Source organism: Anoxybacteroides rupiense (genome assembly GCF_014196195.1).
GTDB lineage: Bacteria > Bacillota > Bacilli > Bacillales > Anoxybacillaceae > Anoxybacteroides > Anoxybacteroides rupiense.
The window spans coordinates 118,799-134,931 of record NZ_JACIDF010000008.1 but is presented as its reverse complement, the minus strand read 5'-3'; the positions used below and the strand labels follow the sequence as shown (position 1 = coordinate 134,931).

The following is a 16,133-nucleotide window of genomic DNA, read 5'->3' as shown; positions in this document are numbered from 1 at the left end:
AAGATAAGCGGAAGGCTTATCTTTTTGCCACGTTTTTTAAAAATGGCAACAAGTGCAAGGACGAAAATAGTTTTTCAATTTGTTGTTGCTTCTTTAAACAAGGTCTACAATTTTTTTGGTGCGTTCTATACTCCAATAGTTGTTGAAGATGGGAGGTGGCTATCGTGTATATATCGGCAAGAGAAAGAAAAATATTGGATATTTTATTATCTAATGACAAGGGAATCACAGTAGGCGAGCTTGCGGAACAGTTAGATGTCAGCAACCGTACCATTCATCGAGATTTAAAGGGGGTTGAACAAATTTTAACTGAAAGCGGGCTGCGCTTGGTGAAAAAGGCGGGAGTAGGCATCCAAATTATAGGGGAAGAGCATGCCAAAAAAGAACTGCAGGCCCACCTTTTTGGTTTATCGCATGCTGAATACACACCGGAAGAGCGGCAAACGATGATTTTAATTGCCTTATTAGAAAATGCTGAACCTGTCAAACTTTTATCTCTTGCACATGATTTAAATGTCACCGTTGCCACGATCAGCAACGATTTGGATAAAATCGAAGGAATGCTTGAAAAAGATGGCCTTTCGCTCATTCGTAAACGAGGATATGGTGTGGAAATCGTCGGATCGGAATCAGCGAAGCGAAAAATGATCAGCCGATTATTGCTGCATCATTTGGATGAATCCGAATTTTTGACAATTATGAAGGAATCCATGGCAGACGCAGCAAATGATACATTAAGCGCCATTACGGAAAAGCTGCTTGGTCTTGTTGATAAGAAAAAGCTGTTTACTATTGAAAAGCAAATTGAAATGATGAAGGACGCTCTCCCCTTTACGATTGCGGATAGTTCCTATGTAGCGTTAGTGATCCATCTTGCACTAGCGATTGAACGGATTATGCAAGGAGAAGAAATCAATTTTGAAGAACAGTATCTAGAAACGATCCGGACAACAAAAGAATATGAAATGGCAGAAAAAATAGCCAAATCTTTAGAATCGGCCTTTCAGCTTGTGATTCCTGAACAGGAAATTGGCTATATTACGATGCATTTAATGGGTGCGAAATTTCGCGATCGCCGTGGATATATGCTGGAAGAAGGAAGCTTAGAAATCGGCAGAAAAGTGCAAGAGCTTATTCGTTTTGTCGGCCGAGAGGTCGGTGTCGATTTGACGGGCGATTATCCGTTATATGAGGATTTGATCATTCATTTAAAACCGGCTTTATACCGCATCCAGCATAATATGGGAATTACGAACCCGTTGCTTGAGAGAATTCACCAAGATTATTTCGAGCTTTTTGAAATTGTTAAAAAAGGAATGCATGCCATTTTTCTCGACATGGACATTCCTGATGAGGAAATTGGTTATGTGGTTCTTCATTTTGCGTCTGCACTGCTCAGGGAAAAGAAAGGTCTGAATGCTTTAGTCGTTTGCTCAAGCGGGTTAGGAACGGCGAAAATACTAGCGACGCGCCTAAAAAAAGAAATCCCCGATATTTCAGCGATTGAACAACGATCATTTTTTGAGCTAAATCGTATTGATATGAGCAAATACGATTTGATTGTGTCGACCATTCCGATTTCGGGATTGAATGAACCGTATTTTCTTGTTAGTCCTATGCTTCAGGAGGAAGAAGCTGTTGCCATTCGGCAATTTTTAAAAAACAAGAAAGCGGTCAGCCGTCAAAAACAGGTGGACGTTTCCAGAAACACGATTCAAAAAATGAACGCCATTCAAACGATGAGCGAAACGATTGTCCAGCTTCTTCAGGGGTTTACGCTACAGCTTGTACAAGCGCGCTCGGTTCACGAAGTGTTAGAGAGAGCGTGTGGCCGCCTGCAAGAGAAAGGAATCATCCAAGAGGCGGAGCAGGTCCTAACAGAATTAATGCGAAGAGAAGAAATGGGCGGATTAGGCATTCCTGGGACGCCGTTAGCGCTTTATCACACACGCAGTCTGGCTATCTCTGTCCCTTCGTTTACAATGTATGAGCTTGCCCATCCGCAAACCGTGATGGGAATGCATCATCAACCAATGGATGTAGAGCGGCTTTTGCTGCTTTTAGCGCCGAGCGATGCTCCAGAAGAAGCATTATCGGTATTGAGTCAAATCAGCTCTCTCATTATTAAAGATGAAGAAAGTGTGCGTTTGTTTTCAAAAGGAACGGCCGAGCAGCTTCATTCTTTTTTAGGAAAGCATTTAGAAATCTTTTTTTATCAGCATCTTCAAAATCGCAAGGAGTGAATGACATTGACTATTTTAAAAAAAGAAAACATGGTTCTTAATGCAGAAGTAGCAAATAAAACAGAAGCGATCCGTTTAGCCGGAACGATTTTAGTAGAGCAAGGCTATGTAGACGAGGTATATATTGAGAAAATGTTTGAAAGAGAAGCGCTGACATCGACATATATGGGGAATTTTGTGGCGATTCCGCACGGAACAGAAGAAGCGAAGCAATTAGTGAAGCAACCTGGTCTTTCGATTGTTCAAGTTCCAAATGGTGTTGATTTTGGAGAAGGAAACATTGTCAAGCTATTAATTGGCATTGCCGGCAAAGAAAATGAGCATTTAGAGATTTTATCGAAAATCGCCATTGTTTGCTCAGAGGAAGAAAATGTGGAAAAGATGATTCATGCGACAGAGAAGGAAGAGATTCTTCAGCTTTTAAACGGGGTGAATTAACGTGTTAGCCGTTCATTTTGGTGCTGGAAATATCGGCAGAGGTTTTATTGGCCAACTACTTTCGCAATCGGGCTATGAAGTCGTATTTGTGGATGTTAACGAGGAAATTGTTCAAAAGCTGCAAGAAAAGCGGCACTATCGGGTCATTATTGCCGGCGAACAAATTGAAGAGCAACACGTTTACCATGTGACAGCACTGCACAGTGTGAAGGATCACGAAGCTGTGCTTCAGCACATCGCCAGAGCAGATTTCGTTACGACAGCTGTCGGGCCGAATGTATTGCCGCTGATTGCTCCTGTGATCGCTGAAGGGATTCGCAAGCGCTTAGAGGTGAATCGAACTCCTGTTCATATCATTGCTTGTGAAAATATGATTGGTGGCAGCAGCTTTTTAAAAGAGCATGTATGGAAAAAATTATCCGAAGAAGAGCAAACAATGGCCAGCCAATATTGCAGTTTCCCGAACTGTGCCGTTGACCGCATCGTTCCAAATCAAAAAAATGAGGACTTGCTTTCTGTTACGGTGGAGCCATTTTTTGAGTGGGTCATTGAAACGAAGCAAATGATCGGAACCATTCCGCCAATTGAAGGAGTACGCATCGTCGATGAATTGCCTCCTTATATTGAAAGAAAATTGTTTACCGTGAATACAGGGCATGCCCTTGTCGCTTATTTAGGCTATTACAAAAAGTTTTTCACGATTCATGAGGCAATGAAGGACGAAGAGATTTATGCTGACGTGGTGAAGGCGCTCAATGAATCTGGACGAGTACTCATTCAAAAGTATGGATGGAATGCTGATGAACATCAAATATATATCAAAAAAATTGTTCAAAGATTCACAAACTCTGCGATTACGGATGAGGTGACGAGAGTAGGGCGCTCGCCGATTCGCAAGCTTGGTCCGAACGATCGTCTCATCAGCCCTGCCAAACAATATTATGACTTGTTTCATGAGATCCCATCAGGGCTCGTCAAAGGAATCGCCGCTCTCTTGCAATTTGATTATCAAGAAGATACCGAAGCGATGGAGTTGCAAGAGACGATTCGACAAATGGGCATCGAAGGGGCGTTGTCCCGCTACGCAGGATTAGAGCTTGGGCATCCGTTGATAGCGGCTGTTAAGACAGAAGCGGCTATGTTAGCGAAGCAATAAATGGACACATTCCACGATCAGCGATGAGACCGTTGTTTCATAAGTTCTATTGAAAAGCGTGAAAATATAACAAAGAGTTCTCTTGATGGAGAAAAAAGGAAACTATCATCATAAAATCGCGGACCATTTCGCATGTTGCGGAATGGTCTATTTTTCGTTTGTATTTTGTATACCGCAAATAAATGGCTGGAGTCGTTATAAGCAGGGAGCACCCCGCTTGGTCTGTGCGGTGAAATTTAACGGTAAATGCGTTTGGTGTTGGAAACGATTGTGGTTTTTACAGTCTCGACATCTTGCTTGTATAACGCGGCTACTGTTTGCAGCGAATGCTTTAACAATAAAGGAGATGTTTCCATACCGCTGAACGGGCCGACAAATGGCCAAGGTCCATCCGTTTCTAAAAGCAGCTGTTCGATCGGTACAAAGGATAACAGTTTTCGGTCGCGTTCACGATAGCAAACTTCTGGAGTGACGGAAATATAGTAGCCGCATCGGACGATTTGCTTGATAATAGAAACTTCTGCTTTTAGCCAATGAAAATGAGCGTATTTTACGGCATATTTTTGCAAAATAGAAAGAGCGGTTTGGGCGCCTTCATATACCGCATGAAGAGCCAATGGCAAAGAAAGGGAGGAAGCGATTTGCACGATTTGCTCGAAACGCTCGCAATGGTTTTGATAACGTGTGGTCGCGTCTGCCGAGTAATGAGGGAGCCCGACTTCCCCGATCGCTCCCAGCTGTGGGCGTTCTTTTTGTACTAGATGAACCCATTCTTCCCAGTCCTGTGGATGAGGAAGTGGCTGTTCTGGATGAAAGCCAATCGCGGCGTATACGAACGCTGGAAATCGCTGCTTCAGCTCCAATGTCCGGTAGCTCGACGGCAAATCTGTCGAGACTGCAACAACTCCTGAGATGCCAGCTTCTTGCCATGTTTTTATTCGCTCGTCAATTTGATCGTATTGATCAAGATGGATATGGGCATCAATCATAGGGACACTTACTCCTCTGTAAAAGTTTGGCGAAGGAGATGTTTCTATTCCACCCGTCACGTATTTATTGTACCAAGCATCAGAAAGGGTCGCCGAGCAGCTGGTTCACTATATGTGGCAACGATATTGGCTCTTTGCGAGAAAAATCAGGGGTTCGTTTATGAACAGATCAAGCAATGCTGCATCATTGGTATGTCTGCACAAATAATCCGTCTCCTTCTAGCCACTCAGCGATCAGTACATGTTTGTAATCTGTTATTTCCCGGGAACGAAGCTCCTCTAATAGCCATTCTTCGCTTTTTTCTAGTTCGCGTAGCTCGTCCATTAATAGCTGTCCGTCTCGGATAATTGTAGTTGGAATGTGGACAGGCTGTGGCGGGAAGTGAAAATCCTCTTTTTTCGGCTTTTGGTAAGACGATTTTTTTAATATACTGAGCGATCCATCAGCTTCTAAGTAACAAAAAGCAACTTCCCTGATCGAAAATGTTTCATTTTGACGCAGCAGGCTTTGTAATTGATTAAGGGTCAAGCGCGCTTTTTTCAATGCCTCATAGTCGATGATTCCATTGCGAATTAATGCCGTTGGCTTTCCCTCAGCGATGAGGCGAAACGCCAGCCATTTTTGGTTGATATATTCTACGAACAGAAGGAGGGCTCCCCATAAGGTGATTGAATAAATAATGTACCAAATATGCACATGGTCAGCATAGAGCGCATTTCCAAGCAATTCTCCTAATACAATGACGGAAATAAAGGTAAACGGTGTAATTTGATGAATCAGCTTTTTTCCAGCCACTTTTACGACAAGAAATAACAAGATAAATCCGACGATCAATTCCAATGTCAATTCTGTAATCTTCATGATGTTCGCGCCTCCTCGCCTTGTCCATTCTTGCTATTTTCATTATGGGCGAGGTGAGTGCAAATTATGTTGCTTATCTTATTACTCAATGGAAAAGAAGCTGCTTTATTTTTTCAACAGACTCTGATTTCTATATCGTAGCGCACGGTTTTACTTAAAAACAGAATGGCATCCTAAACCCCAGCAGAAAAGCGAGGAATTCTAGTACTATGTATGGGCTTTTATTGGCTCATCCAAACGCCTGACAGTAGCATGATGTTGTTGAATGAGAAAAACAAATAATTGTCAATCTATTCTAAAAAGTGATACAATACTTAAAATATAAAGGGTGTATATGGAGGGATTGAAGTTGAAGCAATTGAGAAGCAATATGATTAAAAAGGGATTTGACCGTGCTCCACATCGAAGTTTGTTAAGGGCAGCCGGAGTAAAAGAAGAGGATTTTGACAAACCATTTATCGCTGTTGTGAACTCCTATATTGATATTATTCCAGGACATGTTCATTTACAGGAGTTTGGAAAAATTGTAAAAGAAGCGATTCGTGAAGCAGGCGGGGTGCCGTTTGAAATGAATACGATCGGTGTTGATGACGGTATTGCAATGGGACATATCGGCATGCGTTACTCACTGCCAAGCCGTGAAATCATTGCCGATTCCGTTGAAACGGTGGTATCGGCGCATTGGTTTGACGGGATGGTGTGCATTCCGAACTGCGACAAAATTACTCCTGGAATGATGATGGCAGCGATGCGCTTAAATATTCCGACCATCTTTGTGAGCGGTGGACCAATGAAGGCGGGGGTGACGAGCGACGGCCGGAAAATTTCGCTTTCTTCAGTATTTGAAGGGGTTGGAGCGTATCAAGCAGGAAAAATAGATGAACAAGGCTTGCAAGAGCTAGAGCAATATGGCTGTCCGACCTGTGGATCATGCTCAGGAATGTTTACAGCCAATTCCATGAATTGTTTGGCTGAAGCGCTCGGTTTGGCGCTTCCAGGAAACGGAACGATTCTAGCTGTTGACCCGGCTCGCAAAGAGTTCGTAAAACGCTCGGCTCAACAACTTATGTATTTAATTGAGCATGACATTAAGCCGCGCGATATTGTGACGGAAAAAGCGATTGACAATGCATTTGCGCTCGATATGGCGCTTGGCGGTTCGACCAACACCGTATTACACACACTCGCGATTGCGAACGAGGCAGGGATCGATTATCCGTTGGAGCGCATCAACGAAGTGGCTGCTCGTGTGCCGCATTTAGCGAAATTAGCGCCAGCATCTGATATACATATCGAGGATTTGCATGAAGCAGGCGGAGTGTCAGCAGTGCTTCACGAGCTAGCGAAAAAAGAAGGAACGCTTCATCTTGATGCGCTGACCGTATCGGGAAAAACATTAGGAGAAAATATTTCCGGTTGTGAAGTAACAAACCATGAGGTCATTCGTTCGATTCATCAGCCGCATTCAGAAACGGGTGGACTGGCTGTTTTATTTGGCAATCTTGCTCCAGATGGCGCGATTATAAAAACAGGGGGCATTCAGGGAGGAATCACGCGTCATGAAGGCCCGGCCATCGTTTTTAACTCCCAAGAGGAAGCACTTGAAGGGATTGCGGGAGGACGAGTGAAGCCAGGCCATGTTGTCATTATTCGCTATGAAGGACCGAAGGGAGGTCCTGGAATGCCGGAAATGCTTGCGCCGACATCACAAATTGTTGGGATGGGGCTTGGACCGAAAGTGGCGCTTGTGACGGACGGGCGTTTTTCCGGAGCTTCTCGCGGGTTATCCATTGGACACGTATCGCCGGAAGCAGCAGAAGGGGGACCGCTTGCTTTTGTAGAAGATGGTGATTATATTGTGATCGACATTGTTGCGCGAACGATTGATGTTCAGCTTTCTGAAGAAGAGTGGGAGAAGCGAAAAGCGAACTGGAAAGGATTTGAGCCAAAGGTGAAAACGGGATACCTCGCCCGCTATTCAAAGCTGGTCACCTCAGCAAGTACAGGTGGAATTATGAAAATCTAGCAAACGGAATAATAGATTACTAAAGAGAAGGTGGGAATTCTCAGAAGGGGAATCCCACCTTCTATTTTGTTTAAAGATGACAACAAAAATATAGAGAGAATCATCAATTGTCCGACTTTTGGCACTGCTACGTAAGGATAAATGTCATATATTATAAGAATAAAGGAGTATGTATCCATCAAGGAGGAGAAGCAGGTGTGGAAAGCATTATTTCAAAAGGAAATACATTGGATGAAGCGATCCGTCTAGGGCTTGAACAGCTGCAAGCCACACGCGACCAGGTTTCTATCGAAATCATTCAGCATGAGAAAAAGCGTTTATTTGGATTATCAACAAAACAAGCGATCGTAAAAATAACAAAAATTTCTGTTGATGAATTAAACGATCCAGACGCTAAAGTATGGATGGAAGATGGCCGGTTGTTTTATCAGTGTTCCTCTTCAGAAGGGCCAAGCATTACGATTGGGGAAGGAGTAAAGCTGTTTCGCAACGGGGAAGAGGTAGACCGTGTGGTTAGCATTAAACAAGGAGATGTATTGGAAGTTCATGCAGAGGAAGAAAAAGTGATAGAGGGGACATGGGATATTACAGTGGATTCCCAAAAAATGCAGGCCACTTTACTCATCGAGCCGACACTACACAAACGCTACGTGCTTTTAGATTTTCCTCCGGCCAAGCATGCGCAACTAAATGTCCAAATACTTACTGAAGTAAAGCCGGTTGTTACGTACGAAGAAATTAAGCAACGGTTAGAGCAGTTGCATACTGTGCATGGAATTCTTGAAGAAAACATCAACGAAGCGCTCCAAGCAACGGAGAAAATTCATGTGGTGATTGCTCAAGGAACGCCGTCTCAGGAAGGAAGGGACGGTTGGGTTGAAGTAAAAGCGGGCTCGAACCAGCCGAAAAAACCGAAGATGCGCCAGGATGGTACAGTAGATTATCGTGAAATTGAAGGAGTTCCGAGCGTTCAAGCGGGTGACGTGATTGCAGTCATTCATCCAGCACAGCCAGGCATCCCGGGAAAAAGAGTAACCGGTGAAGTGATTCCTGTACGCGATACCTTTCCCGTTCATGTTCAACTTGGAAAGGGTGTCGCCATGTCAGAAGATGGAGTGAAGATAATGGCTGTGGAGTCTGGAAGGCCTCAAGTAGTGCAAAAGGGGCGTACGGCTATTGTATCCATGATTCCAAAACTTGTCCATCAAGGGGATGTCGATCTCTCAACAGGTAATGTTCGCTTTAAGGGAGATATCGAAATTATTGGAAATGTGCAAGACGGTATGGAGGTTGAGGCAGAAGGAAGTGTTGTGATTTTTCAAAATGCCAACCGTGCAAAAATTCAGGCTCAGCAATCCATTTTTATCTATCAAAATCTTATAAGCGGAACCGTTATTTCAGGAGAGCAAAAAATGGCGGTTACAGAATTAATGGAGTCACTGAATACGATTCGCCAACAGCTTGAAAGAATGATTGTCACCGTTCAGCAGATCACCGTGATCTCCAATGTGGAAGGTAAAAACATGAATTGGGTGATAGGAAAATTAATCGAAACAAAATTTCAGTCTCTGCAAGCGGCTGTGAAAAAGTACCAAGAGGTTTGCCAAACGAAAAGAGAGCAATTAAGCGAAGCTTGGATTCAACTAGGAGAGCGTTTACATACGTGCATTTTAGTACAAAAAGCATACGAAAGCTTTGCTAAGTTGCTTCGCGACCTAGAAGAGATGATTAGCCAAAATGAACAGCTTTCTGCCGATTCGATTGAATTATCATATGCGTTGAATAGTGTCATTCATGGAAGCGGCGATGTGGTAATAACGGGAAAAGGATGTTATAACTGCAATATTTATGCAGGAGGAAAACTGGTCATTCATGGGGTGTTGAGAGGCGGCGAGGTTTATGCACAAAAGGGGATTTATGTGAGAGAGGTCGGTTCTTCATCTGAAATTAAGACCGTCCTATCAGTTCCTAAAGGAGAAACGATTCAAATGGATCATGTGTGGGAAGGGACCGTCATTCGAATCGGCAAAAAAACTTATACATTTATGGAAGAGAAAAAAGCGGTTTGTGCAAGATGGAATGAAGATGCGGGCGAGATTCAATTCGAAGCGTAGCTTGCTTTTTTCGCATAAGCTGAATTGATTGTTTTTTTGCTCTCCATCATTGGACGCATAGAAATCCTCTTTGCAAAATGTTTAGCCGCATCTCCAATGTTGTTAGTAGCTTAAGAGGTTGTCTATTGGTGAAAGCGCTCTATATTTGATGGTCTCGACGGTCGGAGGCACGTTCGTGACTTGTCTCGGTCACGCCCCATTGCGGCCGGAAACCAAACAACCAGCCGTTTCTTTTTTGGTTTATGGAAAACCAGTGCGGGAAGGCGAAACTCATTCTTCATCAAGAGTCAATTCCTCTCATTTTCTTGGATTTTGTATTATAATTGGGAAAGAGTTTTCAAGTGGTGAAGCTAAAAAGAAATGGAGGAATGACTCGATGTTCATTGCTTTAGATATGGATGGAACACTGCTTCATTCAGAGGGATACATTAGTCCGAGAAATAAAGATGCGATCAAAAAAGCCCAAGATGCCGGACATATTGTGGCCATTGCCACAGGACGAGCGTATAAAGACGCGTACCTTCCGCTGGAGCGGGCTGGTCTTCATTGTCCGATCATTGGCTTAAATGGTGCGATGATTACATTGGAAAGCGGTGCGGTGATGAGCGAGGTTCCGTTGCATCGGCAAGCATTCATCCCCACATTAGAATGGGTGCGAACACAGCCGGATTTATATTGTGAACTTTATACCAACACAGCTGTCTACGTTGGCTTACATAATCGCGAACATCTAGAAGCCCTTGCTTATAAAGTAAGGGAAGAGCATCCTGATTTGCAGCGCATTGTTCAAAAGCAGTTTCAACAGGCGCGTGTGACATATGTAGAAGATATTAGCCAAGTATGGCATGATGATTCATTAATAGTCTATAAGATTCTTATTTTTTCCTTAAATCTCCATTTGTTAAAAGAGGCTTCTTTCCAATTTGCGAAGCTGCGGGATGTGGCGGTTACTTCTTCGCATCCTAATAATATTGAAATCAATCATCAACAGGCGACAAAAGGAGAAGCGATCAAGAAGCTCGCTTCTTATTATGGAATGGAGTTGTCTGATACGGTGGTCGTCGGTGATAGCCTTAATGATCTGCCGATGTTTGCGGTTGCGAGATACCGTGTCGCGATGGGGAATGCTGCTGAGGCAGTGAAGCAGCAAAGCGATTCGATCACAGCTACGAACGATGAAGATGGTGTCGCTTTGATCTTAGAGGAACTTGTACAAAAGGGAAACGTACCGCGCCAACGGCTTGTTTGATGAGAAGAAAAGGAAAAAGGCAGTTAACGATGGTGAAGCCGTGTATGAAGGAATAATGGCAAAATCATGATAAAGAAAGTAGGAAGGATTCCTCCGGTAGATGAAGTGATGGATGGGCTCATTAAAAGTAAATGATACATAGAGAGGAATAAGCAAAGCATGACAAATACTCATTCACATTTATTATTAGTCGACGGTATGGCTCTATTGTTTCGCTCTTTTTATGCGACTGCTCCGAGTGGACAGTGGATGCGAAACAGCCGCGGTGTGCCGACAAATGCGGTTCATGGGCTGATCAGGCACTTATCAGCAGCACTGCAAACCATTCGGCCAACGCATGTCGTGTGCTGCTGGGATATGGGGAGCACCACCTTTCGCACTGAATGGTTTCCCGACTATAAAGCGAATCGTGGCGACCCGCCGCCGGAGCTTGTGCCGCAATTTGATTTGGCGAAAGAAGCCGTCGCTGCGCTCGAAATTCCCAACATCGGAGTATTAGGAGCCGAAGCGGATGATTGTATTGGCACGATTGTCAAGCAATACGGGAGTTTGCTGAACATTTCGATTTTGACTGGAGATCGTGATTTATTTCAGCTTCTTTCTCCGAATGTGTCCGTTTATTTGCTGGCTAAAGGCATCGGTCATTATGAAGTATATACGGATGACCGGTTTTATGAAGAGAAGGGCCTTTTACCGCAGCAGCTTGTGGATGTCAAAGCGCTTATGGGGGATTCAAGCGACAATTATCCGGGAGTGCGCGGCATCGGAGAAAAAACGGCGTTTAAATTAATCCAACAATATGGTTCTATTGAAGGATTAGTCGAAAATCTTGAGCAGTTGACGAAAGCTCAGCAGAAAAAGATTAGCGAGAATTTAGAAATGCTTTATTTATCGCGCAAGCTGGCCACCATCTATTGCGAGATTCCGCTGTCTTTGCGTCTTGAAGAAGCGAAATGGACAGGGGATTTTGTTGGCTTGGAGAAAGTAAAGCAAATGTTAGCATAAGTAGCAGGTTTAATGATGAAGCGACCATTTTCTTTTCTGCGTTAGAGATGTTAATACGTAGGGAAGGCGTAATCATCTGGCGATATGAAGTAGATTCGTGTTTTTGTATGTCGGGACGTTGGCAATGGGTAGATCGAGAACTTAATTTTGACGGTTGAGTGATCGAACCATCCCACTTACAGATCATCCATTTGTCTGTAAGCGGGATGGTTGTCGGCGCTCGCTCTCTCTTTTGATCGGGAGTGGCTGACGGATCAAATTCGCGATACCATGAAAAGCTGTTTCACAAAAATAAAAAAGCGGCCTATAAACCGCTTTTTTGATCATTAAATATGGAGCATATCGGATTCGAACCGATGACCTCTTCGCTGCCAGCACGACGCTCTCCCAACTGAGCTAATGCCCCGTACAACTACAAGGCTCGAACCTCTTTTGGACTCCGTACAGGTTTAATTTTCAGTCTTAATTGTACAGTGTCCATCAGAAGGTTGTCAACTCACAAGTTTTACGCTGTGCGGTACGTCACTACTGAGTTTTTGGCTCCCATGACAACAACCTCAGAGAAGCCTTGTTTGTACTTTTTTTGTTCACCCCTGATTAGAGCTCTTAGAGCAGGGGAAGGGTTCACCTCAGTGTCAATGAAAACAATTAATTTGTGAGCCAGTGAAAATGAGCTTGTTACTTTCAAAGTACCACCTCCAAGAAAAGTAAAAAGAGTAAACCATTTGAGTCTGACTCTCAAAGCTCCAGCTAGTAGGCTTTCAGCACTTTGTTTGAGCCAGCCAAGAAGGGTTCACTCTTCAGCTTAGTTTAAAAAGTTGTCCTCCTCGTCATTGTCCTCTTCATTGCTTGTTGGCATTGTGTCAAGCTTCTTAAGCCACTTGTCGAGAACACTCTGAGTCTGGTTCTGAGAAGTTTGTTCTTTCTTAGTCCATCCCATTTCCTTACAAGCTTTCATCAAGTCCATGAGTGGCTTAGCTGTGTGCTTACTTCCTCGTTCAAGTCTACCAGTGTTCAACAAGCGGAAGTGAAGAACAGCGTCATGGAGCAAACCTTCAAGAACAACGTCTCCAAGACCTTCCTCAACCTCGTAGTTCTCTCTGACTTTACTTTCAAGCCAAGCCATGAATTGAATCTCACCTTCAGTAAGTGACTGAATGAAATTGGACTCTTCAGCGTACAATCCATGAATCATGTTAGCATTTGGTCTCAAGTGTTTAATCTTAGCAAGCTTTGACTCCTCTGGAATTGAATCGTGAGAAGGAGCCAAACCACCATGAGTGGCACATCTAGGGGACTTGTGAATTTCTAAGCTGTTCTCTGTTGGTGCTCGTAAGCAAGCCTTGTAGACCCCATCTTTCTGAGACAGAGCAAAACAAGCAACTTCACTCTTACCAAGCTCCCTCCAAAGCTTCTTGCACTCTGGAGAGTCTTTACCTTCTGAGTTTGCAATCTGTTCCATTTGTCTTACTTTCAGTTGAAGCTCATCACTTAATTCTCTAAAACGTGGCATTACTTTTCACCTCCAATTAGTCCAGCTTCTTGGAACACTGGAACAAGGTAAGTGTCAATGACAAGGTTTCCTTTTCCAATGTTCTCTTTCGCAATGTCGTACAGCATTTCAATTGACATCTCAGGAGAAGTTAGCTGAGCTAGTTCTTTTTCATGTTGGAACACCAGAGAGAGCTGTTTCTCAAAGACAGCCTTCTCAAGCTTCTGCATTGTTTCAGCAATTTTCATTTTCAATTCGTTGTTCATTTAAAATTCCTCCGTTAAAGTGTTTTTCCGTACTTCTTAGCGTGTTTCTCGTAAAACTCCCGCTCCTCACGTTTCTTCTTGAGACGGTCAGCTTCAGCTTCCAACTCTTTAGTGGCTCTCTCAAAGAACTTGTTGGCTTCATCAAATTTCTTGTTCAACATTTTAGCTCGTTCCTTCAGAGGAAGGCTCTCATGGTACTTTCTTTGAGCTACCTTCAGAGCTTCTTCAGCAAGAACAATGGTAATTTTCTCACTGAGCTTTTCTCTTGAGCTCTTCTCCTTGTCTTGCTCCTCTTTACTTTTCTTGAGGAGTGAGTGAAGCTCATCAATTTCCTTTTTTTCAAGTCCACCGTTCAAAGCTTTGTTTGCCAGTTCATCAATTCGTTTCTTTTGCTTTTCAGTCATTTAACATCACCTCTTAGAGTTGTTATTTATCGTTTAAAAAGCGTAGCTCTCTGAGTTTGTTGTCAAGTTCCATCTGTTTGAAGGAGAGCTCAAGCATTTTGTTTCTGAAGTGGTTCTCACGTTCTACCATTGTTTTCAACTCTGAAAGTTCTCTCTTCAGGTAGTCAGCTTTTTGGTTTCTTACTTTCATCCCACATCCCTCCATGCTTTGGTGTGCTATCTCTCAATTAAATCAAGTAGGGGAGACCAGCTCCCCAAGTGAATTAGTCCATGAATTTCTTCATTTCTTCAAACAGCTCATCAACTTCCTTCTGAGCTTGCTTCTTAGCTGGCTCAGTAAGGTTCTCAAGAATCTCAAGTAACTCTCTGTGAGCTGGGTTGTTCTTGTCAAGAGAATTTGTACCAGCGTGTCTGAGCAAGCGTAGTGGACTTACTAGGTTAGCATTAGTAGCAATTGCCTCAATAGTGGACTTCATTCTTTCAAGCTTCTCTAACAACACTCTAGCTTTGTAGTGCTTGAGAATGGCTTCAGCGTCCTTCTGAGCCAACTCCTCAATTTCTGCTTTCCGTTTGAGGGTGTTAAGCTCTTGAATCTGGTTCTCAAGCTCAGCCTTGCGAGTTTGCAACTCAGCAATTCTCTGAGCGTTCTGCTCTGAAGCAGTTTGAATCCGTTTTGCTCGTCTTTCAAGTTCATTGTCTGTACCAATCTCCAATTCAATCTGAATCAAGCGAGTAACTTCAGCAAGTCGGTTCTTGGTCTGAGTCTCTTCTGCAATTGCTCCATTCACAATCTGAAGCTCCTCTTGTACTTTCGTTAATTCATCCTTTTTCTTAGTTCCAAAAATTTTGTTCAACATAATTCAATCACTCTCCATGTTTTTGTTTTAGTTTTTAACCACGACAAAGAACCTTCTGAGCCACCTCACAAGGCTTGCTGTGGGGTTTAATTCTTTTCAGTAATGCAAGAACGTCTCAGAATTAAATCTGAGCTTAAACAATGTTAGCGTTAATGACTCCCTCTTGAGCCAGTAAAATGTCCTCAAGCGGAATCTCTTGACCGTAGTTCTTGTTGGAGTCTGGAGCAAATTCAAGCTTGAGAGTAATCTCCAACTCATGCACTCCTTTTGGGACTTCTGGAAGCTGAATCTTTCCATCACGGAATTTCTCAAGAACAAGTAGTGTGTTAAAGTCGTAGCTGTCAGTTTTCTTCTCCAGTTTTACCAGTTGAGTGAGACGTTCCTTTTTTAGTTCTCTTCCAGACTCACGGTAAAAGCGGTAATCTAACAACACGACCTTCGAGAAATTCAAGAACTTAAATTCCTCCCAGTCCTGCTCAGCTTGTCGTTTGTAAATTAGCTCTCTGGCTTTCTCTTGTTGCTTGTAACTGAATGGAGCGAACTCGTCAGCTACCATAACAGCTTTTCCATTGAAAAACTCTGGGGTGACCAGCTTCTTGTCAATCAACTCATCAATCCAGCTGTTGAATTTCTTCACTTTGTAAAGCATTTTCATTGGTTCAACTCTACTCCAAGGCTTCTCACGGTGAAGAGTCTGCACAATCATGAGACAGCGCTTTTTACCTTCATCAACGACAATAAAGCGAGTTAAGCGCAAAGTATTTATGCCTTCCACTTTCCTTTCTCTCCTGCTGAACTTACAGCTTTTAATTTTCTTCACGAACAATCTTTTGACCCTTGAAGCTAATTCCAAGAACAGACATTAGAGCTAGAACCTCTGGGTCTTTCTTTACGTCAGTCCAACTTCTTGAACTAATTTCCAACTCATTGGTGTAAACATCTTTAGCTTTTACCCATGAGCTAGACTCCTTCTTAGCAAACTCATGAAGCCAGTTGGCGAACTTCACCTTTGCTGGTTTACTTAAACTCTTA

The 16,133-nt window shown here is 43.2% G+C and carries 15 protein-coding genes and 1 tRNA gene; 7 read left to right on the top strand and 9 right to left on the bottom strand.

Going from position 1 to position 16,133, the window contains the following annotated elements:
- The first annotated feature begins 164 nt into the window (after nucleotides 1–164).
- From GGQ95_RS13700 to GGQ95_RS13690, 3 genes are read left to right on the top strand one after another with little or no spacing between them, the layout of a single operon-like run.
- Nucleotides 165–2,243: a BglG family transcription antiterminator gene (locus GGQ95_RS13700; RefSeq protein WP_183186962.1), complete on the top strand. Its 2,079-nt coding sequence runs from the start codon at nucleotides 165–167 to the stop codon at nucleotides 2,241–2,243.
- The gene (locus GGQ95_RS13695; RefSeq protein WP_183186961.1) at nucleotides 2,244–2,681 is read left to right on the top strand and encodes a PTS mannitol transporter subunit IIA; all 438 of its coding nucleotides are present in this window, start codon (nucleotides 2,244–2,246) and stop codon (nucleotides 2,679–2,681) included.
- A gap of 1 nt (nucleotide 2,682) precedes the next feature.
- Nucleotides 2,683–3,837 (top strand): mannitol-1-phosphate 5-dehydrogenase, encoded by a 1,155-nt coding sequence (locus GGQ95_RS13690; RefSeq protein ID WP_080862545.1) that lies wholly within the window; start codon nucleotides 2,683–2,685, stop codon nucleotides 3,835–3,837.
- Between the two features lie 236 nt (nucleotides 3,838–4,073).
- Here GGQ95_RS13690 and GGQ95_RS13685 read toward each other — a convergent pair whose 3' ends face one another.
- Together GGQ95_RS13685 and GGQ95_RS13680 are read right to left on the bottom strand one after the other, a co-directional pair.
- Nucleotides 4,074–4,826: a TatD family hydrolase gene (locus tag GGQ95_RS13685; protein ID WP_183186960.1), complete on the bottom strand. Its 753-nt coding sequence runs from the start codon at nucleotides 4,824–4,826 to the stop codon at nucleotides 4,074–4,076.
- A 184-nt stretch (nucleotides 4,827–5,010) separates the two neighbouring features.
- Nucleotides 5,011–5,688 (bottom strand): DUF421 domain-containing protein, encoded by a 678-nt coding sequence (locus GGQ95_RS13680; protein ID WP_080862543.1) that lies wholly within the window; start codon nucleotides 5,686–5,688, stop codon nucleotides 5,011–5,013.
- A 349-nt stretch (nucleotides 5,689–6,037) separates the two neighbouring features.
- Between GGQ95_RS13680 and ilvD the strand changes: the two genes are divergently transcribed.
- From ilvD to GGQ95_RS13660, 4 genes are all read left to right on the top strand, one after another.
- A complete protein-coding gene (gene ilvD / locus GGQ95_RS13675; protein ID WP_183186959.1) occupies nucleotides 6,038–7,714 on the top strand; it encodes a dihydroxy-acid dehydratase in 1,677 nt (558 codons plus the stop codon).
- A 197-nt stretch (nucleotides 7,715–7,911) separates the two neighbouring features.
- A complete protein-coding gene (locus GGQ95_RS13670; RefSeq protein WP_183186958.1) occupies nucleotides 7,912–9,828 on the top strand; it encodes a FapA family protein in 1,917 nt (638 codons plus the stop codon).
- Between the two features lie 376 nt (nucleotides 9,829–10,204).
- Nucleotides 10,205–11,077: a Cof-type HAD-IIB family hydrolase gene (locus GGQ95_RS13665; RefSeq protein ID WP_183186957.1), complete on the top strand. Its 873-nt coding sequence runs from the start codon at nucleotides 10,205–10,207 to the stop codon at nucleotides 11,075–11,077.
- 159 nt (nucleotides 11,078–11,236) lie between these two features.
- Complete coding sequence (locus GGQ95_RS13660) at nucleotides 11,237–12,082, top strand: 5'-3' exonuclease (protein ID WP_066148554.1); 846 nt, start codon at nucleotides 11,237–11,239, stop codon at nucleotides 12,080–12,082.
- Between the two features lie 333 nt (nucleotides 12,083–12,415).
- Here GGQ95_RS13660 and GGQ95_RS13655 read toward each other — a convergent pair.
- The 7 genes from GGQ95_RS13655 to GGQ95_RS13625 all read right to left on the bottom strand — a co-directional run bounded on the left by GGQ95_RS13655 (nucleotide 12,416) and on the right by GGQ95_RS13625 (nucleotide 15,876).
- A tRNA-Ala gene (locus tag GGQ95_RS13655) sits at nucleotides 12,416–12,488 on the bottom strand.
- A gap of 399 nt (nucleotides 12,489–12,887) precedes the next feature.
- Entirely contained in the window at nucleotides 12,888–13,595 is a 708-nt protein-coding gene (locus tag GGQ95_RS13650) for a hypothetical protein (RefSeq protein ID WP_183186956.1), read from the bottom strand.
- Entirely contained in the window at nucleotides 13,595–13,840 is a 246-nt protein-coding gene (locus tag GGQ95_RS13645; protein ID WP_183186955.1) for a hypothetical protein, read from the bottom strand. Before GGQ95_RS13645 ends, GGQ95_RS13650 begins: the two co-directional genes overlap by 1 nt.
- Nucleotides 13,841–13,854: 14 nt before the next feature.
- Nucleotides 13,855–14,244, bottom strand: a complete 390-nt coding sequence (locus tag GGQ95_RS13640; RefSeq protein WP_183186954.1) for a hypothetical protein — start codon at nucleotides 14,242–14,244, stop codon at nucleotides 13,855–13,857.
- A gap of 22 nt (nucleotides 14,245–14,266) precedes the next feature.
- Nucleotides 14,267–14,434, bottom strand: a complete 168-nt coding sequence (locus GGQ95_RS13635; RefSeq protein ID WP_183186953.1) for a hypothetical protein — start codon at nucleotides 14,432–14,434, stop codon at nucleotides 14,267–14,269.
- Between the two features lie 73 nt (nucleotides 14,435–14,507).
- Nucleotides 14,508–15,101 carry a hypothetical protein gene (locus GGQ95_RS13630; protein WP_183186952.1) on the bottom strand — a complete coding sequence of 198 codons (594 nt, stop codon included), beginning with the start codon at nucleotides 15,099–15,101 and terminating at the stop codon, nucleotides 14,508–14,510.
- Nucleotides 15,102–15,234: 133 nt separating this feature from the next.
- A complete protein-coding gene (locus tag GGQ95_RS13625) occupies nucleotides 15,235–15,876 on the bottom strand; it encodes a hypothetical protein (RefSeq protein ID WP_183186951.1) in 642 nt (213 codons plus the stop codon).
- Nucleotides 15,877–16,133: the final 257 nt, after the last annotated feature.

Bases quoted from the DNA above. Each gene is read 5' to 3' on its own strand.
- GGQ95_RS13665 (WP_183186957.1), top strand. From the start codon at position 10,205: ATGTTCATTGCTTTAGATATGGATGGAACACTGCTTCATTCAGAGGGA.
- GGQ95_RS13640 (WP_183186954.1), bottom strand. From the start codon at position 14,244: ATGACTGAAAAGCAAAAGAAACGAATTGATGAACTGGCAAACAAAGCT.
- GGQ95_RS13635 (WP_183186953.1), bottom strand. From the start codon at position 14,434: ATGAAAGTAAGAAACCAAAAAGCTGACTACCTGAAGAGAGAACTTTCA.
- GGQ95_RS13695 (WP_183186961.1), top strand. From the start codon at position 2,244: ATGACATTGACTATTTTAAAAAAAGAAAACATGGTTCTTAATGCAGAA.
- GGQ95_RS13650 (WP_183186956.1), bottom strand. From the start codon at position 13,595: ATGCCACGTTTTAGAGAATTAAGTGATGAGCTTCAACTGAAAGTAAGA.
- GGQ95_RS13680 (WP_080862543.1), bottom strand. From the start codon at position 5,688: ATGAAGATTACAGAATTGACATTGGAATTGATCGTCGGATTTATCTTG.
- GGQ95_RS13645 (WP_183186955.1), bottom strand. From the start codon at position 13,840: ATGAACAACGAATTGAAAATGAAAATTGCTGAAACAATGCAGAAGCTT.
- GGQ95_RS13685 (WP_183186960.1), bottom strand. From the start codon at position 4,826: ATGATTGATGCCCATATCCATCTTGATCAATACGATCAAATTGACGAG.
- GGQ95_RS13660 (WP_066148554.1), top strand. From the start codon at position 11,237: ATGACAAATACTCATTCACATTTATTATTAGTCGACGGTATGGCTCTA.
- GGQ95_RS13630 (WP_183186952.1), bottom strand. From the start codon at position 15,101: ATGTTGAACAAAATTTTTGGAACTAAGAAAAAGGATGAATTAACGAAA.